Raw genomic sequence first — 19,098 nt, forward strand, 5'->3', positions numbered from 1 at the left:
GTACTAACGTTCGTTAGTTATATATTAAGCTAACGAACGTTAGTTTTTAATTACTAAATAAAAAAGACTGCTAAAAAAATGCAGTCTTAGATTTCCCCATTCTTTCGTGCTTGCATTTCATCTCGTATTTCCTCTTTCATCGCAGCAATAGAGTTTCTTCTTCGTTCATTTTTTTGTTTTAATCGTTCACGCTCTTCTGCATCCGCAAATTCCATACTAATCTCAGCTTCATGGAGTTTATGTTCTGTATTCTCCACCATTTCCTGTAATCGTTCCACATTGTTATGTCTATTATCTGGTTTTGCCATTTGCTCTTCCTCCGTTATACTTGTTCTCGCTTTAGTTTGTTTTTTATTTACGTTCGTTATACTTTATAAAACTTCAAATAAAAAGGAGAAGAATTGTTAAAATTCCTCTCCTTAAATCTGTTCCTTTAAAATATTTCGTAATTGTTCAGCGGATACGAAGGCTTTTTTGTCTTGTGGGATTTCCCCTGGTTTACTTGCACGACCAATTAAATACCCTTCAAAGGATGTATTGAAGAAGTTAAAAATATATTGGAATTGTTGAATTAACGGAAGACCTTTTATGTAGGGATTATCTCCTCCTACTGCAATGACATATGCTTTTTTCTTTGCCATATCAGCTCGGAAATTTGGAAAGTTTTGATCGCGTAAAGTTTGTGACCAACGATCGATAAATAATTTCATCGTTCCCGACATGCTATACCAATAGATTGGAGTTGCAAAAATGAAAATATCATGATTCATAACTCGCTCAATGATTTGATTATAATCATCCTCTACTTCCTGAAAGCCCTTTTCTGAATGTCGTTCGTCTACAATCGGAAGAATCTTATGATGTCTTAAGTAGATTTTTTCAACTGGTAAATCTTTAATCACTTGCTCCGTTAACATCTCTGTATTGCCATTTTCTCGAGTACTACCGTAAATTACCACTATGGACATTAGAATCGCTCCTTTGTTAATAGGTTATTCAAAATGAAGCTCTATTAAAACAATTGTACCGCTTTTATGTCCAAATGATTAAAAAATTTATGCATGTATATGATAAAAATTGAGCAATTATGTAAGTTGTTCAAATATTAGAAACGAGGAGATCTCAGATGACGTTTCAAAATGTAACTGTGGCTGGAAGTGGTGTGTTAGGAAGTCAAATCGCATTTCAAACAGCTTATAAAGAATTTAAAGTTTCTGTTTATGATATTAATGAAGAAGCCATTGCCAATGCAAAAGAACGTATGTTGAAATTAAAAGAACGTTATAAGCAGGATTTAGGTGCGAGTGAAGAAGCATTAGAATCTGCTTATAATCGTATCTCTTTTTACACCGATTTGGCAGACGCAGTAAATGATGCTGATTTAGTCATTGAAGCAGTCCCAGAGTTGGTGGACATTAAGACGAAATTTTATCAACAGTTAGCACAAGTCGCACCGGAAAAAACAATATTTGCAACGAATTCATCGACATTACTGCCAAGTCAGTTTGCGGATGCAACGGGAAGACCTGAGAAGTTTTTAGCGCTTCATTTTGCAAATGAAATCTGGGTAAATAATACAGCAGAAATAATGAAGCACCCAAATACAGACCCAGCTGTATTTGAGGCAATTATTGATTTTGCAAGGGCAATTGGCATGGTAGCCTTACCATTACAGAAAGAACAACCTGGATACATTCTAAATTCTTTATTAGTACCATTTTTAGAAGCGGCACAAATGTTATTAGTAAATGGAGTTGCTGATGCAGAAACGATTGATAAAACTTGGATGATTGCGACAGGTTCTCCGAAAGGGCCATTTGCTATTTTAGATGTGGTCGGAATCAATACGGCATATAATATTGTTTACGCGAAAGGACAAGCTGGAAATGAACAATCGAAAAAAGTTGCCGACTATTTAAAATCTGAGTATATCGATAAAGGAAAACTAGGCACAGGAACAAATGAAGGATTTTACTCTTATCCAAATCCAAAATATTTAGAACATGATTTTTTAGCTGATTAAGTTTATCTGGGCGGCAAATACACCGCCCTAATTTTTAATTAGAGCATATCTAAAATACGAGGATCAATTAAGTTTGTATTGATATGGAGATTTTCTGTATCCCTTCCATATTGCCAAGCCCAAACATTTGCATCACAATTTGGCTCAATAGGCTTAAATGGTGGTGCATCCTTTGCTGTAGTGAGTCCAACTTCAGGTTCTGCACTCCATAAGATTGATTGATTAGCTACCCTTTTATCTCGCTCTATGGCCTCACAATAAGATTCTACAAATTTACCTTCTGACGGATAATAGTAGAATCCTGGTTTGTAATTCGTATTGTATAAATAATCTACATATCCTCGAATCCAATCACTATCAACTTCTATGGAGCGATCGATGTATGCAAAAATCGGTGCGCCCTTCTTAATGCCTAAACGCTTTGCTTGATAAGCTGCATTCATCGCTACAACTTTTGCATGATTTTCTCCAACAGCCCTTTTGAAATCATTATAAATGGGCATAAGTTTAGTTCCATTTTGAAGAATCAGTCGAATTTCATCATTCGTTAACCCTTCAGATGCACCCTCTACCCTTGTTAAGTATCTTCCCCAAAAATCCGGTTTACCATATGTTTGGCGAACAGCATTATACAACTGTTGTGTTACGTTTTGAGAAGAGTCTACACCCCAATGATAATGAACCATTTGCGTACCTCTTTTCTATTAAATTTTGTTGATGAAATCTGACAAGTCTAATCACCGTAGATTTTTAAACATATAATGTTTACTAGACATGTGACCTAATTTTTCAAATCTCCATCTATTTATATGAAACGGTTAAGGAGTGTGTGATAAATGATGAGCAAAGGATGGACGAAAAACGACATTGGTGATTTGACCGGTAAAGTAGTACTTGTAACGGGTGCAAATAGTGGTTTAGGCTATGAAACATGTTTAGCCCTAGCGGAAAAAAATGCGATTGTTGTTCTTGCTGTACGTAATTTGAATAAAGGACTTGAAGCAATTGATAAAATTAAGGCAGTAGTCCCTGAAGCAAAATGTCATGCCATGCACTTAGATATGAATGATTTATCGAGCATTCGTGAATTTGTACATCAATTTAAAGCAAGATATAATTCCCTTTCCATTTTGATTAATAACGCAGGGATTATGGCTTCATCGTATCAACAAACAAAAGATGGATTTGAATCTCAAATGGGTATTAATTATCTTGGTCACTTTGCGTTGACGGGCTTATTATTGGACCTTTTAATTAAAACGCCTAATTCACGGGTTGTTTCAGTAGGTTCTTTAATTGCCCATAAAATTAAACCGGAGTTCCATAATTTTAAAGGATCGAAGCGTATGAAACCGATAAAATATTATGGAGAAAGTAAACTCGCTTGTATGTTGTTTGCTAAAGAGCTACAATATCGTTTTCGATTTCATAACATGGAAACGAAAAGCATTGTGTGTCATCCCGGAATTTCTCAAACAAAATTATTTGCTCGAGGTTCAAATAAATTAAAGAGAAAATTGACACGTGCATCGGTTAAATTTGTTGGGCAAGGTGCTGAAACAGGTGCTTATCCGATTCTGTATGCAGCAACAAGTCCAAACATCCGAGGCGGAGAATATATTGGTCCAGATGGTCGTGGAGGTAGTAAAGGGGCTCCAACAGAATTAGAAATAATCGATGAACTTTACAATGAACACGTAGCAAGTAATCTATGGAAAATCTCAGAAACGTTAACTGGGGTAACTTATAAATTTAAAAATGAACAAAAAGTGTTATAAAATAAGATTCTAGTTAAATAGAAAGGATTACACAATTTATGGAGACTGAAATCAAACAAGAATCAATCAAATCCTTCCAATCAACTATAAAAAAAACGGAAAAAGCATTGGAACAAATGACGGAAAAGAAAGCAAATACGACTTTAATTAAGAAAAGACTAAATGCGTTTCATATTGGTTTAGCAGTTTTAGAGAAGGCATGGAATAATCAACCTCATCCTTATGACTCGAAAGATTTAGAAGAAGCTCGCAACACACTCATTGGTTTATTGCCTTCTATACAATCGATTTATGAGAAATCAAAAGAAGGTAGTCCACAAAAAACTCTTTTAGAAAGAAGAATAACATCAATGGAACTAGCGATTGAAGAAATCGAAAAAACCGTGTAAGTAGCTGTGAGTTACTTACACGGTTTTTGTTGTTAGTTTACTGTTTTTCGCTCAAAAACAATTTTCCCCGCAACTACAGTTTTTACTGCTTTTGCCTTTAGCATGTCTTCTGATGTTCCATCAAATAAATCGCGATCGAATATTGAAAAGTCAGCATCGTACCCTTCTTTGATTAACCCGCGTTCATGTTCTTTACAAATGGCTTGGGCACTGCCATAAGTATACATTTTGATTGCTTCAAACCGCGTTAATTTTTCAGAAGGTAGATATCCATCATGGTTTTCCCCCACTTTTTTACGTTCTACAGCTGCATAGATTGATAAAAGTGGATCAATATCTTCTATCGGCGCGTCGGTACCTGCTGCACACATAAACCCTCGATCAAGTAATTTTTTCCATGAATAGGCATTCTTCAATCGCTCTTCGCCGAGGCGATTAATAACCCATGGGAAATCAGAAGGAACAAAGGCTGGTTGTAAATCTAAAACTACCGGAAGCTTTGACATTCTCTCAATCAACTCTTCATTTAATACGCAACAGTGAATTAATCGGTCCCTTTTCCCAGTAGGAGCTGGATATTTCTCGATTGCACTAATTATTTGTTCGGCACCGGCATCCCCTATAATGTGAACCGCAATGGCCTCATTATATTGTCGTGCAAGTTTGACTAAATTTTCTACCTCCTCATCGGTTTGAATTAATAGTCCTTTGTTGTTTGGCTGATCTGCATATGGTTGTAATAATGCTGCAGTTGAACCACCTAAAGCACCGTCAGCAAAAATTTTCATTGCACCTAGTTCAATAAAAGGTCCATCAAATTCTACATTGGCCTTCATCATTTCTTCAAAAACGGCATTATGACGTAATAAATGTACACGGAAATGTTGTTTTTCACCTACTACACGATTATAAGCAGTTAAAGGATTTGTAAAATGTCCGAAGTAGCTCATATCTTCTGAATGTGCACCAGTTAATCCTTTTGACAACATATCATCAATAGCGATGTTGAGCAATTCCACTAATGAATCAATATAGCTTTGTCCTTCGCGAGGAATTGATTCTGTTACTAGATTGGTTGCTTTGTCATAAAGCAACCCGTTTAATTTTCCTTGAGCATCTCGACCAATTTCTCCCCCAGATGGTGAAACGGTTTCTTCTGTAATACCACCATTCTTGAGCGCGGCTGTATTCCCTAACATTACATGATGACAAATACGTGTTAGTAAGATTGGTTCTTTTCGTATTTCATCCAGTTCACTGATTGTCGGAATTCTCTTGTCAGGGAAATTGTTTTCGTTCCACCCTTCCCCAAACAACCATTGATCAGCTGGCGTGTTTTTTGCCGCTTCTCTAACTAAATCGAGCATTTCTTCGGCTGTTCTTGCATGGGATAAATCAAGACGTACTAATTTCTCACCCTGGAAGAGAATGTGTAAATGGCTATCAACAAACCCAGGATACATGGTTGCCCCTTGTAAATGATGGAATTCATCCGCTTGTGATTGTAACTCTTCTAATTTTCCCAAAGTAATGATTTTCCCTTGTTCCACTAGTACTGCTTCTACAGTTTCTTGTTCTTTTTCCATCGTATATATTTTTCCGCCATACCAAAGCTGTTTCATTTGAACAATCCTTTCTACTAATGGGTAAGTAAAAGATTAATGTTTGTTAGAATTTCTTTTGCTTTACCCTCTATCACTAAATCAAAACCATTTGCATTGCTCGTAATATCTTTATTAATAAATACAGTTTTCCCCTTTGTCATCATTGGGAGTTGATTGACTGGGTACACTTCCAGGCTTGTCCCAATAACAATGACTAATTCCGCTTCACGAATAGCATTAAGTGCTTTCATCCAACTATCTTCTGGCAAACTCTCACCAAATAATACAACATTCGGTCGTAATTTGCCTCCGCAGTTCGGGCATTTTTCCTTGTTGAGAAACGCCTCTCTTGTTGCTTGAGATTCGCATCGATGACATCGGAAATTTTGAATCGAACCATGCAATTCAGCTATGTTTTGATTGCCTGCTTTTGCATGGAAGCCGTCTACATTTTGGGTTGCGATTGTATGGACAAGTCCCCTTTTTTCCCAGTCCGCTAATATAAAATGGCCATCATGTGGCTCACAGGAATCTAAAGTTGATAGTCTCATAGAATAAAACTCATGAAACAGGTCATAATTATTTTCTAAAGCAGTTATATGTGCCACGGTTTGAGGGTCAATATTTTTCCACCAGCCCGAAGATGAACGAAAATCAGGAATTCCGCTTTCTGTCGACATCCCTGCGCCTGTAAGAATAACCGTTTGTTTCGATGATTGAAGCCAATTTAGAACTGTTTTTAACTCTTTCATCCACTTAATACCCCTTTCTACTAAATGCTAGTCATTTAATTCGATATGTATATTAAAAAATCCTATTCTATAGAGTAGTGAATATTTCGAAACTTTTATACGGGTGATTCGTATATAAGATGAGGTGATAGACATGAGAAAAAGTAAGTGGATTATAGTAATTGCTATCATAGTTGTTGCATTCATGGGAGTTGGATTTTATTCATTTAATGATGTATCGATTGAAGGTACCTTTGAAATAGAAAAAGAAAATATAGTTGAGAAAAATGGTGAGTACTATTTGTTGATTGATGAACGCGAACTTGTTTTACCGAAGAATTTTTATGAAAAGATTGACTTTGATAAACATAACGAATATAAAATAAATTATGTTTATAATCGATTAAAAAATAATGATGGTGAAGTTGTAGGACTAAGACGATACGGTGAGCAGCCTTGGGGAAATTAAAAGCGTATTAGAAGAGCCTTTCTAATACGCTTTTTATAATTCATTTCTTAGTATTTCAGCATATTCTTGAGATGTTCGAATTTGAACGGTTAATGATCCAGGATGATAATAAGTTTTAATAACAAAAGGGACTCCTGTTGTATTTTTAAATTGATAGTCTAAGCCCCCAAAAGAAACAGTAGCATCTCTTCCTTTTGGAACATAGCCTATGTCTTTTGAGTGTCTGTGTCGTTCAATGGTTTTTACACCTACTCGATCGACCGCATTGAATAGTGTGGAAGAAGTTTGACAAATTCCTCCCCCAATACCCATTACTAATTTTCCTTTAATAATTTCAGGTGCCTCTTGATAGCCATTAGTGACATCTCTTGGCCCAACAATGGTATTAAAGGAGAAAATATCGCCAATCCCAACGATCACATTATTAATTGCCATAGCTGATAATTCGATATTTTTACTACGTCCAGTGTTAGCACTATTAAAAAAAGTTGTATAAGAAGCTAAAACCACTTCTGTTAAATAAGGTACGTCTTTAGTGTCATAATCACTCTCTGTATAAATTAATGGTAATTCCACTTCTCCACCGGAAAAGGATAGTTCTAAAATAGAATGAACTAATGATGTTTCATCAATGGTGATGCGCGGTTTCCCCTTAGCCACTTCCCCATTATCCTCTAAACGATCAAGTATCATAGGCTTTTTATAGATTCTTGCATATTCTGAAACCCATTTTTCAATGTTTTGCTTATAGGATTCTATGTTAGTCAGAAGCTGCAAATCATCTGGTTCGAATTCTTTGACGATTTTTTCTGTTAGTGGATCTATAATTTTTATCGTTTGATCTTTAGGATTAATTTCTGTAAATGGAACAAAAGCGAATGTTTGATAAGGGTAAAGCAATATTAAGATAGAAAAGAAAAAAACAGTACATTGATTCTTCAATACATAACCCAACCTTGTCTTTTGAAATTATGTAAGTTCTTAAATGTACTGTTCCCTATTCGATATGGTTTTATCCTGTAAAATGTTAATCAGCTCACCACAAAATATTATTCAAATATTCCATTTCGGAGTATTTCAACTTTCACTTTAGGATTCATCTTCGCATTTGGGTACATTTCGTACCATTTTTCCTCTGTTAAACCGGAATGACGCACGCTTGCATGATATACATCACCAAAGCCAAAAATATCTGAATTTTTCTCTTGTGTAATTTTAATCACTCGAGCTAGTTCTTTTTCTATCTCTGCAGCAATAGCCTTTTCTAATTTTTTGGTTACCTCTGGTTCTCCAGTATTTTCATTAGAGTGGAGTTCAACCAATCGACATTTAATTTCAACGTTAATATCAAATTCTATTGTTGAAGCATCAACTAATTTTAAGGATCGATTGGATCTAATCGAATTGATTCCTACTTCTAATTTATTATCCTTATCCTGAGTACTACTTAACGTGTTACCAGGTAAGGTTAATTCCAACGCTCCAGACTCAAATTTATCACGTAGCATTATGACATAAAAGGTATCCGTTGAAGATAACTCGCCAACCATTTTAGATTTTTGAAATAGAGCAAGACCTTTAATACTAATAACTTGGTCATTTTTTTTGATAATAGGAATCGCGTTATCACGAAAAGGTGAGTAATCGTTACGCACAATTTCATGCAACGTAGGGGAAACGGAATGTTGGGATTCTACGTTATGATGGATTAAATTATAAACATGTTGCCCTATGTCTGTAATATGTTCATACTCACCTTCAATAATTTCTTTCGCAGTTCCATCAGCTATTGCGAAATAAATACTATTACTAATTTCTGAATTCATCATGTTTCTTTGCAAAGGTTGTTCAATTCCTGATTTCGCAAGTTCATTTCCAACTAATATTACACGTAGTTGGCCGGCCATTACTTTTTTCGCCGTTTGTAAATCCACTTTTATACGGGTTCCGAAGCTAGTATCTTCGGTATTTGTTTGCGTTTCAACACTACTTTTATCATCGGGGGATACTTGTCGTACAGTTACTGTTGTCGTCACTTTATTTTCTTCCTCTAGGTCATATCCGAGTAAAGTTGTGATACTGATTCTTTCAAGAATTCTTGATTCTGCACAACCAGTCAAAATTATTATACAAATGAGAACAATTATAAAGTTTTTAATTTTCATTATTATGCTCACCTGCAGTTTTTATTTTTCTAAATTTTTTCTTTATCCATGCTAAGAGAAATAGGATAAAAGGATAAATAAATACAATAAAAAACGCTACTCGACCATAATACTTGTCATATATATTAATTGTAGACCTTTTATAGAAAAGGATATTAGCTATAAAAATGATAATAGCAAAGAAAACGGAAAATTTTACAGGACTTATGACCTTCATTCTAATAATCCCTCTATAAGCGGACCACATGAATAAACAAAGATTTGGTAAAATAATAATCAACCAAACACAAATAGTAATAATCTCCACTCTCTCTATAAACGGGAGACGAATAATACTAAATAACGTTAAAGTTGCCCAAATGGTTTTACTTAATTGTCCCCCACTGAAAAAAGTGAGGGATATCAATAAAATTGCTAAATATAATAAAAAAGTGAAAAGTAAACCCAAATGGACATAGCGTTTATATTTATCTTTTTCTTTTACAAAAGGATAAATAACATTAATAATTTCAAACCCAATTATCGTAAAAGTCATCGAAAGAACACCTTTTGCAATATCCTTAAGTTCATTATCTAATATAGGTAATAGGAAATTCCAATCAGAATATTTTAATGGAATAATAAGTATTGGTGGAATCCAAAGAATAAAAAAGAAGCTAAAAAAACAAAGTCCAACGATTATTCGAAGTCCACTTGTAAACGCATAAATGGTAATAATTAATATAGTTAAGCACAAAAAATTTGGACTTAAATACGGGAATACCCATGTATTAATTACTTCAATATAATTTATTACTATAGCTATAAATGCGAACAAAGGATAAAGGCAGTAGATACAATTTAGAGTTGTCCCAAAGTATTTACCGAAAATATCTAAATGTATGCCGTAAAGATCATTAGATTCAAACATATCTAATGTTTTCATCATGACAGTAACGACAATATGTGCAAATACAAAGCTTAAAACTAATGATATCCATGCATCTTGTTTTGCGTCTTCGTAAAGAACTCGTTGAAACCCATGAATTCCTACACCAATTTGTGCAGCGACAACAATATAGAAAAGTAAAAATGCATTAAATTGTTGAGTGTTCCCCACATAAATAGTATTTTTCACTTTGACACCTTCTTTCCACTCTGTTCTGAATCATTTTTTTTGTTTCGAGAATTCACAGCTTGGCGTTGGATAAATGTAATTGGAAAGCGAATAATACTATTCGGCCACTGTTTGAATCTTGGTGGATAAAAAGGAGCCATATATGGTGCACCTAATGTAGTTAAACGTAATAAATGGATGAACAAAATACATACTGCTATCATGACACCATAATATCCCCAGAACCCAGCTAATAATATAATGGGAAATCTTATAATGCGAATTACATTACCCATCATATAGTTTGGTGTTGTAAAGGAAGATAGAGCTCCAAGTGCAACGATGATGATTAAAATATTACTCGTAATCCCAGCTTCAACCGCGGCAGTACCGATAACAATACCACCTACGATACCGATTGTTTGACCTACTTTTGTAGGTAATTTAGCACCAGCTTCTCGTAACAATTCAATAATCAGTTCTAAAATAAGTGCCTCGATAATTGGTGGAAATGGAACAATCGCTCTTGATTCACTTAATGGTACTAATAAAGGCTGTGGAATTACTTCATAATGAAATGTAAGAGAAGCAACGTAAATGGGCGTAAGAAAAATCGAAATTAGAATGGCAAAAAATCGTAAAAGGCGAATAAAAGATGCAATTGGCCATCGTAAGTTCTGGTCTTCTCTACTTTGGAAAAATTCTATAAATGAATAAGGGCAAAGGATTCCCATTGAACTGCCATTCACAATAATTCCAATCTTGCCGCTTAATAAACCGTCACAAAATCTATCTGGTCTTTCCGTTAATAGCATTTGTGGAAATATAGATCTCGAATTATCATCAATTAATTCAGCTAAAACGGAACTATCTATTAAATCTTCAATTTCAAGATCAGTAATTCTTTGTTTTACGGTGTTGATATACTCTTCAATGGCAATCCCGTGTATATACAATACGGAAAGTGAAGTTTTGGTTTGTTTTCCTAAGACAAATTTTTCATTACATAAATTTGGATTCGTTATATATCGTCTAATAAGGGAAATATTGGTTGATAAGTTTTCATTAAACCCGACTTGCGAACCAATAACTTGCGATTCGTTTTCTGGTGCAGATAGTCCTCTTGATTGATATGCTGAAATCTTGGCAACGACCACTTGATCATATCCATTTACGTGAACAATGGCGGCACCTTGTAGCATATCACCAATGAATTTGTTTAGTTCATTAACAACATCAACTTCAGGAATGCTTAATTTTAGGTGGATTGCTTCAGGTATTTCTTCTACTTCGTGTAATTGAGTTAAGATTATTTCGTTTAACATTTTGTTATCAACTAAGTTATCAACGTAGACTAATGTCATGTTGTCGGAAACAAAGCGAACAATGAAATCCGATGGTGAATGAAGTTTTTGTTTTACATCTAAAAGAAATTGATTTTTGTCAGGAGAAATTGGTTCGTGTTTTGGTTTTTCTTCATTCTGTTGTTGTTCTTTGTTTTCTTGGTCTTTGTTTTCGTTTTTTTCTTTGTCTTGCTTTTTTTTGTTGAACATCGGAATCTCCCCATTTTTATTCTTGTTTATATATTTTTTACAATGGATGTAAAAACTATACGGTAATTCATTTTTCGCCATGGAAATTTCTCTTCAGATTTGTTATGAATAACGATTCTAATAAAGTGTGATTGATGTGAGCGGACTTGGCACAGAAGCCGCAAAGCCAACTTGTAGTTGTCTTTACGACTTGTCTTAGTGCTATTGGTAGGTGGGCTCACAAACTGTTCAGCTTCTAAAACTTCTAATAAAATAGGCGGCTTACAATGGTAGGCCGCCTTTGTTTTAAAGGAATTGTCTCCTTTTTATAAAAATATAATTTAGGATTATTTTTGATTGGTTTTATGAATTAGGATTCTAATAAAGTGTGTAATTGATGTAAGCGGACTTGGCACACAAGCCGCAAAGCCAACTTGTGGTTGTCTTTACGACTTGTCTTAGTGCTTGTGTTTGGTCCGCTCACAAACTGTTCAGCTTCTAAAACTTCTAATAAAATAGGCGGCTTACAATGGTAGGCCGCCTTTGTTTTAAAGGAATTGTTTCCTTTTTATAAAAATATAATTTAGGATTATTTTTGATTGGTTTTATGAATTAGGATTCTAATAAAGTGTGTAATTGATGTGAGCGGACTTGGCACACAAGCCGCAAAGCCAACTTGTGGTTGTCTTTACGACTTGTCTTAGTGCTTGTGTAAATGTCCGCTCACAATATGTATAGCTTCTAAAACATGTAATAAAATAGGCGGCTTACAACGCTAGGCCGCCTTTGTTCTAAAAGAATCGTCTCCTTTTTTAAAAAAATACCGCCATTGTTTTATGGGGATTAAACATTTTTAATAAAAAATTTAATATATGTACTTCTTACACAAAATCTTCACTCTATTCCTCCGTTTTTACACTGAATACTTAATGAGTCATCACAAAAAAATTCAAAAAGCAACCAATAAAAAAACGGCCTACCTCAGTAAGCCGTTTCTAACTTATTTAATCTTTCGATAAATCTTTTGGTGATGATTAATTGCTTCGTAATAATCTTGTAGCTTTGTGTAGGTAATGGATTCCTTATTACCAAGGCATAGGACACCGAACATGCCTAAGCTATTGTAGAATAATTCATGCACACTATTTTGTAATTCTTTATTAAAGTAGATTAAAACATTGCGACATAGTATGACGTGGAATTCGTTGAAGGAACTGTCTGTTACTAGGTTATGTTGAGCAAATACAACGTTTCTTGTTAAATCCGAATTGAACTTTACGCCAACATCTGTAACCTTATAGTAGTCGGAAAAGGACTTTTCTCCACCAGCTTGTAAATAATTATTCGTGTACTTCTTCATTGCATTTAATGGAAAAATGCCACTTTTCGCTGTTTTTAAAACATCTGAATTGATATCAGTTGCATAAATTTTAGATTTATCATACAGTCCTTCTTCTTGTAGTAATATGGCCATTGAATAAACTTCTTCCCCTGTTGAACAACCAGCATGCCAGATACGAATCGATGGATAAGTTTTAAGCAGTGGAATTACTTTTTCCTTAAATTCTTTAAAAAAGGGCGGGTCACGAAACATTTCAGTAACATTAATTGAAAAATCTCCAACTAATCGTTGAAAACATGCCGTATCGTGAAATACTTTGTCTAGTAAACTGGTGATAGTCGTTAATTTTTCTGCAAATAAACGATGCTTTATCCTTCTTCTAATGGAAGGATAGGCATAGTTTCGGTAATCGTACCCGTATTTTAAATAAATCGCTTCTAATAACAATTGAATTTCTAATTTTTCAGTTTCGTCAATTTCTTCTTCAGTGAATCCGATTGTTTGCATTTGAAAACCCCTTCACCTAATATAGCCATACTTTTAATAATGATAGTAATTGGTCAGGTTCAACAGGTTTAGAAATATAATCCGAAGCACCAATTTGTAAACATTTTTCACGATCCTCTTTCATCGCTTTTGCAGTTAATGCGATAACTGGCAATTGTTTATATACTGGGTTTGAGCGAATTTTCGTAATAGCCTCGTATCCGTCCATTTCAGGCATCATGATATCCATTAATACTAAATCGATGTCTGGATTGTTAGTTAAAACTTCTAAACTTTCAAGGCCATTCTCTGCAAATAAAACTTCTAAGCCAGCCATTTCTAAAACGCTAGAAAGTGCGAAGACATTCCGTACATCATCATCAACCAACAATATTTTTTTACCTGCTAATTTGTGATTTTTTGCCTCAAGTTCTTGTGCTGGAGACATTGGAATATCATTGTCCACCTCGTGACTTAAGAAAAGTTCAAGCTCTGCAATCAGTCGTTCTGGTGAATGTTCATTTTTAATAATGATTGTTTCCGCGTGTTTACTAAGCTCGATTTCTTCACGTTTTGTTAAATCACGACCAGTATAAATAATTACTTTAATAGATTGGTATTCTTCATGGTTTTTAATTTGAGTTAATAAATCGAAACCATTTGTATCTAATAATCCTAAATCTAAAATAATGCAATCGAATTTGTTTATTTTTAATATTTCGATAGCTTCACGTCCTGATGAAACGGAATTGATTACAAAATCCATATTTCCGATTAGTTCCATCAAACTGTTGCGATGATTCAGGTCATCATCTACAATTAGCAATCTCTTTATATGGCTATTGTCTTTTGTTTGATCGTTTGTGAAATCTGGGATGGTAATTTTCATTTCTTCCACGACAGGTTCAACTACTGTTACAGCTACTTCTTCATATGAATCCTGTTGAGTAACCTGTTCGTAATCACCAATAAATAAAGTAAATGTACTACCTTTTCCTTCAATACTTTCTACTGCAATTTCTCCACCTAGAAGACTTGCAATCTCTTTACTAATAGACAGACCAAGACCTGTGCCACCAAATTTTCGACTTGTTGTGCCATCTGCTTGTTGGAATGCTTCAAATATTAGATCTAGTTTGTTTTGAGGAATTCCAATACCAGTATCTTTTACAGAAAATGCTATAACAGGTTTGCCTTTTCGTTTTGAGCGATTTGAATCTAGTGAAATGTTTAACTGAATTTCACCTTCATTTGTAAATTTAAAGGCGTTGGATAAAAGATTTTTTAGAACTTGCTGGATTCGAACTTCGTCACTCGTAATTGTTTTAGGAGTATTTTCTTCCACATGGATATGGAATGGTAAATTTTTATTGTCTGCGATTGGTTTGAAGTTATTTTCCACAAATTCAATTAAGTTAGCTAAATTAACTTCTCCTGTAATAATTTCCGTTTTTCCAGACTCAATTTTTGCTAAGTCTAAAATATTATTAATTAGAACTAATAAATCATTCCCACTTGCATAAATTGTCTTTGCATATTCCACTTGTTTATCCGTTAAGTTATGCGTTGGGTTATCAGATAGTAATTTTGATAAAATAATTAAACTATTTAAAGGTGTTCTTAATTCATGGGACATATTTGCAAGGAATTCTGATTTGTATTTAGAACTTAATGCTAGTTGTTCAGCTTTTTGTTCAAGTTCTAATCTTGCCTGTTCGACAATTCGATTTGCTTCTTCATATTTGATATTTTGCTCTACAAGAATTTTTGCTTTTTCTTCTAGTTCCACATTTGTTTGAGCTAACTCTTCCTGTTGTAATTGTAGTTTTTGCTCCGATTGTCGAAGTGCGATTGTTTGTTCCTCTAACTCTTCATTGGTTGCTCTCAATTCCTCTTGCTGATTCTGCAATTCTTCTGATTGCGCTTGTACTTCTTCCATAAGTGTTTGAGATTCTTCTAATAGTTTTGCTAATTGGATTCGTCCCATCACACTATCTAAAACGATGCCTAAATTACTTTCTAGATCATCTAAAAATTGTCTTCTTTTTTCAATGCATGTATTAAAAGTAGCAAATTCTAACACTGCATTGACTTCTCCTTCATATTGAATCGGCAAAATATATACCACAGAAGGTGCAGCTTCCCCGATTGCTGAGGAAATTCGAATATAATTTGCAGGGATATCTCTTAACTCAATTGGTCGTTTTTCGACGATTGCTTGTCCAAGTAAACCTTCCCCCGGCTCAATTACTTTTTTAATTAACTCTTTTTTGTTAGCCGCAAAACTAGCAAGATATTTATACCTAGGACTATCAAAATCTTTTACATAAAAAACGGCATAACTGCAATCTAACAGTGGAACTAGTTTGGACAATAATGTTTGACCTAAAGCTTCTAGATCTCTTGTTCCAGTTAAACTTGTCGTTATATCTGTAATATTTGTTGTTTTCCATGTTGTTTCTTGATCTTTTGTTTTTTGTATTTCTAGAGTTTCGGTCATTCGATTAAAAGATGTTGCCATTGCATCTAACTCATCGTTGCCTTTAATGCTAAGTTTTGTGGTAAGTTTTTCATTATTATTTGCAATCTTACTCATAATTGTTGCCATATTCCCAATTCGCTTTATAAGGGAAAAGACGATTTTAGCTGAAATAAATAGCATGAGAATGATACTTGCAGCTAAAATAATGCTGAAAGTAATAATTTCTTTTTTCATACTACTTAAAAAATCAATAAGAGTTTCCTTTAAACCGTTATCAAAGGTATTGGTTAAGCTTCTCATGGTTAAAGTTAATTCTTCATGTAAGGGCTCTGAATTTTCATTTAGTAAACGTTTCGCAACATCTGGTTTTCCTGTATCAAAATATTGAATAATTTGATTGGCAAAATGGACAAAATTCGTATTAATATTTTTCAAATCATGCATAATTTTTTGCTGCTCGGAAGTTTTTACATAATTTTCTAACATGAGCATATTTTCTGTTACATTATCCTTCTCCTGTTGTAATTCCGCTAACTCTCGATTTATTAATGCTTCATCTTCAAAGATCATTAAGTTTCTTAAGATGATTTCTTGGTCTTTAATATCTGCTCGAATTTGTCCAGATAGAACCGAAGCGTCAAAGTTTGCTTTTATATTTGCTGACGCATTGTTCAAATCTGTAGTTTGATTGAAGATCATAATGATAATCAAAACTAACAAAAATGGCAGCGCGAGTAGGGAAATTAGCATTTTGGTGCGAACTTTCATTAAAACACTCCCCGTTCAAAAGCAATCATTGAGCTTCCTCTTTTTGAATGCATGTTTCATAAACTAACGCAATCGCCTGCACTCGATCTGAAACATTTATTTTTGAAAAAATATTGGTAATGTGATTTTTTACTGTATGTTCACTAATATAGAGTTTTTCAGAAATTTCCTTATTGGTTAGACCATCTACAATTAATGAAAAAACATCCACTTCCCTCGTAGAAAGAAGGTATGAAGTTTTGACTTGTTGTATAGCAAGTTTTACAATGTCATGGTTTAACCGAATTGGTTCTTTTTGAATCTCAATTACGTTATTAAGTAATGGTGCAGATTCTGTTGGTGATTCAGTTAGTATAGTTTCATATTTTTCCAAAAATTCGAATAGCTCTTCAGGCAGTAATGGCCTGCAAAAATGATAGCCCTGATATTCATTACATTGTAATTCTTTTAATATTTTTAATTGCTCTAAAGTTTCTACCCCTTCAGCCACTACATTAATGGATAATCTATTTGCTAAATGAATGATTGATTCTACAATGGCTAGGCTTTTTTCACCTTGATTAGTTATTTCTTGAATAAATGCTTTATCAATCTTAACAGTACTAAATGGAAACACCCTTAAGTAATTTAATGAAGAATAACCTGTACCAAAATCGTCCAGACTTACATGGATCTTTAATTCTTTTAATTTTAGTAACGTGGAAATAATAAACTCTTCATTTCCTAAAAGTGCTGTCTCAGTGATTTCTATTTCCAATAAATTAGGGTCAATATTCGATATTGCTAATTGTTCAATAATTTCATTCACTAAGTTTTTTTGAAGAAAATGTTGTGCAGAAAAATTGACTGCAATCCGAATTGAACCTAATTCATTATTTCTCCATTGAGCGATTTGATTGCACGCATTTTGCAACACCCATTTATCAATTTCCACAATTAACCCAATTTCTTCTGCTAAAGGGATAAATTCATTGGGTGGGATCATACCCCATTTTGGATGATGCCATCTAACGAGTGCTTCTACGCTACTAATTTTTCCCGTGTGAATATTGACTTTTGGTTGATATACAAGGGAAAGTTCATCACGTTCAATAGCTTTTCGTAAATCACTTTGAAGTAAAAAAGTGCGATACGATTCAATATTCATACCTGTGTGGAAAACTTTGTATTTATTTTTCCCTTGTTCTTTAGCTCTGTATAATGCTGCATCTGCATTTTTTAATAAGGAGATTGAATCTTCCCCGTCATATGGAAAAACAGCAAGGCCGATACATGTAGTGATATAAAATTCATACGTATCTAAATAGAAGGGTTGTTTAAAAGCTTCCAAGATGGTTTGAGCTACCATTAAGGACTCATCACGGTCACTATTAGTGAGTAAAATCACAAATTCATCGCCACCAATTCTTGCCACAAAGTCTTGTTCACGAATATTAGATTGTAATCTTTTTGCGACTAACTGTAGTAGCTTGTCCCCCATTAAATGACCTAATGAATCATTAACATATTTAAAACGATCTAAATCTAAAAACAACACACCAAGTGGCTCATTTAAATGTTTTGATTTGTTAATATTCTGAATAATTTGTTCGTTCAACATCCGCCGATTGGGCAATTCAGTTAACCCATCATGATAGGCCATATATTTTATAACATTATTTTTTTCTTCTAATTCTTTTGTTTGTGCAATGAGTTTTTGACGAAGTATGTATTGCTCTACAAATCTAGCAACCTTCGATTTTAAAATTAACGGGTCTACGGGTTTTAAAATATAGTCAATGGCACCAACAGAATACCCCATGAAAATCTGTTCAGAATCTAAATTATTCGCTGTAACAAAAAGGATTGGGATGTTTTTTGTTTTTTCACGAGCTCGAATAATTTTTGCAGTACTAAATCCATCCAACCCAGGCATTTGAACATCTAATAATATAACTGCAAAATCAAACTTTAAAAGGTATTTTAATGCTTCTTCCCCCGAATAAGCTTTTACTAAATTATAATCTTCTTGTTCAATAATAGCTTCTAACGCTAATAGATTTTCAGGGCGATCATCTACTAAAAGAATGTTAATTGTATCTGTTTGATTCATCTATAAAATCTCCACCCTTCATCGATGATAATTCTCCATCGTATTAAGAAAAGAATACCATAATATTATGCAGTAATGGTAGAGATTTGGTAGAACAATGAAAAGATTTAATCTTTAGTAATAGGCAAAAAGATATAATAA

Annotated in this window: 16 protein-coding genes; 4 read left to right on the forward strand and 12 right to left on the reverse strand. The window is 33.9% G+C overall.

The window, feature by feature from the left end:
* Positions 1 to 86: 86 nt before the first annotated feature.
* Positions 87 to 308, reverse strand: coding sequence for a small acid-soluble spore protein Tlp (gene tlp, locus NKR20_RS08440; RefSeq protein ID WP_253425306.1), 222 nt, complete (start codon positions 306 to 308; stop codon positions 87 to 89).
* Between the two features lie 111 nt (positions 309 to 419).
* The gene (locus NKR20_RS08445; RefSeq protein ID WP_253425309.1) at positions 420 to 968 is read right to left on the reverse strand and encodes a flavodoxin family protein; all 549 of its coding nucleotides are present in this window, start codon (positions 966 to 968) and stop codon (positions 420 to 422) included.
* Between the two features lie 158 nt (positions 969 to 1,126).
* On the opposite strand from NKR20_RS08445, the gene NKR20_RS08450 reads away from it, so the two are divergent.
* Complete coding sequence (locus NKR20_RS08450; RefSeq protein WP_121214500.1) at positions 1,127 to 2,023, forward strand: 3-hydroxyacyl-CoA dehydrogenase; 897 nt, start codon at positions 1,127 to 1,129, stop codon at positions 2,021 to 2,023.
* A 38-nt stretch (positions 2,024 to 2,061) separates the two neighbouring features.
* Here the strand turns inward: NKR20_RS08450 and NKR20_RS08455 are convergent, their stop codons facing one another.
* A complete protein-coding gene (locus NKR20_RS08455; RefSeq protein WP_253425312.1) occupies positions 2,062 to 2,709 on the reverse strand; it encodes a glycoside hydrolase domain-containing protein in 648 nt (215 codons plus the stop codon).
* A 150-nt stretch (positions 2,710 to 2,859) separates the two neighbouring features.
* Here NKR20_RS08455 and NKR20_RS08460 point away from each other — a divergent pair, with 150 nt between their 5' ends.
* Both NKR20_RS08460 and NKR20_RS08465 read left to right on the forward strand, forming a co-directional pair.
* Entirely contained in the window at positions 2,860 to 3,801 is a 942-nt protein-coding gene (locus NKR20_RS08460) for an oxidoreductase (RefSeq protein WP_253425316.1), read from the forward strand.
* A 38-nt stretch (positions 3,802 to 3,839) separates the two neighbouring features.
* Positions 3,840 to 4,190, forward strand: a complete 351-nt coding sequence (locus tag NKR20_RS08465; RefSeq protein ID WP_253425321.1) for a hypothetical protein — start codon at positions 3,840 to 3,842, stop codon at positions 4,188 to 4,190.
* Between the two features lie 32 nt (positions 4,191 to 4,222).
* On the opposite strand, the gene NKR20_RS08470 is transcribed toward NKR20_RS08465, so the two are convergent.
* A complete protein-coding gene (locus NKR20_RS08470) occupies positions 4,223 to 5,812 on the reverse strand; it encodes an amidohydrolase (protein ID WP_253425324.1) in 1,590 nt (529 codons plus the stop codon).
* Between the two features lie 17 nt (positions 5,813 to 5,829).
* On the reverse strand, positions 5,830 to 6,546 hold the full coding sequence (locus NKR20_RS08475) for an SIR2 family NAD-dependent protein deacylase (protein WP_253425326.1): 717 nt from the start codon (positions 6,544 to 6,546) through the stop codon (positions 5,830 to 5,832).
* 133 nt (positions 6,547 to 6,679) lie between these two features.
* On the opposite strand from NKR20_RS08475, the gene NKR20_RS08480 reads away from it, so the two are divergent.
* Complete coding sequence (locus NKR20_RS08480; RefSeq protein ID WP_253425329.1) at positions 6,680 to 6,994, forward strand: hypothetical protein; 315 nt, start codon at positions 6,680 to 6,682, stop codon at positions 6,992 to 6,994.
* A 33-nt stretch (positions 6,995 to 7,027) separates the two neighbouring features.
* Here NKR20_RS08480 and NKR20_RS08485 read toward each other — a convergent pair whose 3' ends face one another.
* From NKR20_RS08485 to NKR20_RS08515, 7 genes are all read right to left on the reverse strand, one after another.
* Positions 7,028 to 7,936, reverse strand: coding sequence for a VanW family protein (locus NKR20_RS08485; protein ID WP_253425332.1), 909 nt, complete (start codon positions 7,934 to 7,936; stop codon positions 7,028 to 7,030).
* Positions 7,937 to 8,043: 107 nt separating this feature from the next.
* Positions 8,044 to 9,159 (reverse strand): Ger(x)C family spore germination protein, encoded by a 1,116-nt coding sequence (locus tag NKR20_RS08490; protein WP_121214492.1) that lies wholly within the window; start codon positions 9,157 to 9,159, stop codon positions 8,044 to 8,046.
* A complete protein-coding gene (locus tag NKR20_RS08495) occupies positions 9,149 to 10,276 on the reverse strand; it encodes a GerAB/ArcD/ProY family transporter (RefSeq protein WP_253425334.1) in 1,128 nt (375 codons plus the stop codon). Before NKR20_RS08495 ends, NKR20_RS08490 begins: the two co-directional genes overlap by 11 nt.
* Positions 10,273 to 11,808, reverse strand: a complete 1,536-nt coding sequence (locus tag NKR20_RS08500; protein WP_121214490.1) for a spore germination protein — start codon at positions 11,806 to 11,808, stop codon at positions 10,273 to 10,275. The genes NKR20_RS08495 and NKR20_RS08500 overlap by 4 nt, the downstream gene beginning before the upstream one ends.
* 979 nt (positions 11,809 to 12,787) lie before the next feature.
* The gene (locus NKR20_RS08505; RefSeq protein WP_253425337.1) at positions 12,788 to 13,636 is read right to left on the reverse strand and encodes a CheR family methyltransferase; all 849 of its coding nucleotides are present in this window, start codon (positions 13,634 to 13,636) and stop codon (positions 12,788 to 12,790) included.
* A gap of 16 nt (positions 13,637 to 13,652) precedes the next feature.
* Positions 13,653 to 16,865: a response regulator gene (locus NKR20_RS08510; protein ID WP_253425339.1), complete on the reverse strand. Its 3,213-nt coding sequence runs from the start codon at positions 16,863 to 16,865 to the stop codon at positions 13,653 to 13,655.
* Positions 16,866 to 16,890: 25 nt separating this feature from the next.
* Positions 16,891 to 18,957: an EAL domain-containing protein gene (locus tag NKR20_RS08515; protein ID WP_253425342.1), complete on the reverse strand. Its 2,067-nt coding sequence runs from the start codon at positions 18,955 to 18,957 to the stop codon at positions 16,891 to 16,893.
* Between the last annotated feature and the right edge of the window lie 141 nt (positions 18,958 to 19,098).

This window comes from Ureibacillus endophyticus, from assembly GCF_024159215.1.
GTDB lineage: Bacteria > Bacillota > Bacilli > Bacillales_A > Planococcaceae > Ureibacillus > Ureibacillus endophyticus.

Bases quoted from the DNA above. Each gene is read 5' to 3' on its own strand.
- tlp (WP_253425306.1), bottom strand. From the start codon at position 308: ATGGCAAAACCAGATAATAGACATAACAATGTGGAACGATTACAGGAA.
- NKR20_RS08445 (WP_253425309.1), bottom strand. From the start codon at position 968: ATGTCCATAGTGGTAATTTACGGTAGTACTCGAGAAAATGGCAATACA.
- NKR20_RS08450 (WP_121214500.1), top strand. From the start codon at position 1,127: ATGACGTTTCAAAATGTAACTGTGGCTGGAAGTGGTGTGTTAGGAAGT.
- NKR20_RS08455 (WP_253425312.1), bottom strand. From the start codon at position 2,709: ATGGTTCATTATCATTGGGGTGTAGACTCTTCTCAAAACGTAACACAA.
- NKR20_RS08460 (WP_253425316.1), top strand. From the start codon at position 2,860: ATGATGAGCAAAGGATGGACGAAAAACGACATTGGTGATTTGACCGGT.
- NKR20_RS08465 (WP_253425321.1), top strand. From the start codon at position 3,840: ATGGAGACTGAAATCAAACAAGAATCAATCAAATCCTTCCAATCAACT.
- NKR20_RS08470 (WP_253425324.1), bottom strand. From the start codon at position 5,812: ATGAAACAGCTTTGGTATGGCGGAAAAATATATACGATGGAAAAAGAA.
- NKR20_RS08475 (WP_253425326.1), bottom strand. From the start codon at position 6,546: ATGAAAGAGTTAAAAACAGTTCTAAATTGGCTTCAATCATCGAAACAA.
- NKR20_RS08480 (WP_253425329.1), top strand. From the start codon at position 6,680: ATGAGAAAAAGTAAGTGGATTATAGTAATTGCTATCATAGTTGTTGCA.
- NKR20_RS08490 (WP_121214492.1), bottom strand. From the start codon at position 9,159: ATGAAAATTAAAAACTTTATAATTGTTCTCATTTGTATAATAATTTTG.
- NKR20_RS08500 (WP_121214490.1), bottom strand. From the start codon at position 11,808: ATGTTCAACAAAAAAAAGCAAGACAAAGAAAAAAACGAAAACAAAGAC.
- NKR20_RS08505 (WP_253425337.1), bottom strand. From the start codon at position 13,636: ATGCAAACAATCGGATTCACTGAAGAAGAAATTGACGAAACTGAAAAA.
- NKR20_RS08510 (WP_253425339.1), bottom strand. From the start codon at position 16,865: ATGAAAGTTCGCACCAAAATGCTAATTTCCCTACTCGCGCTGCCATTT.
- NKR20_RS08515 (WP_253425342.1), bottom strand. From the start codon at position 18,957: ATGAATCAAACAGATACAATTAACATTCTTTTAGTAGATGATCGCCCT.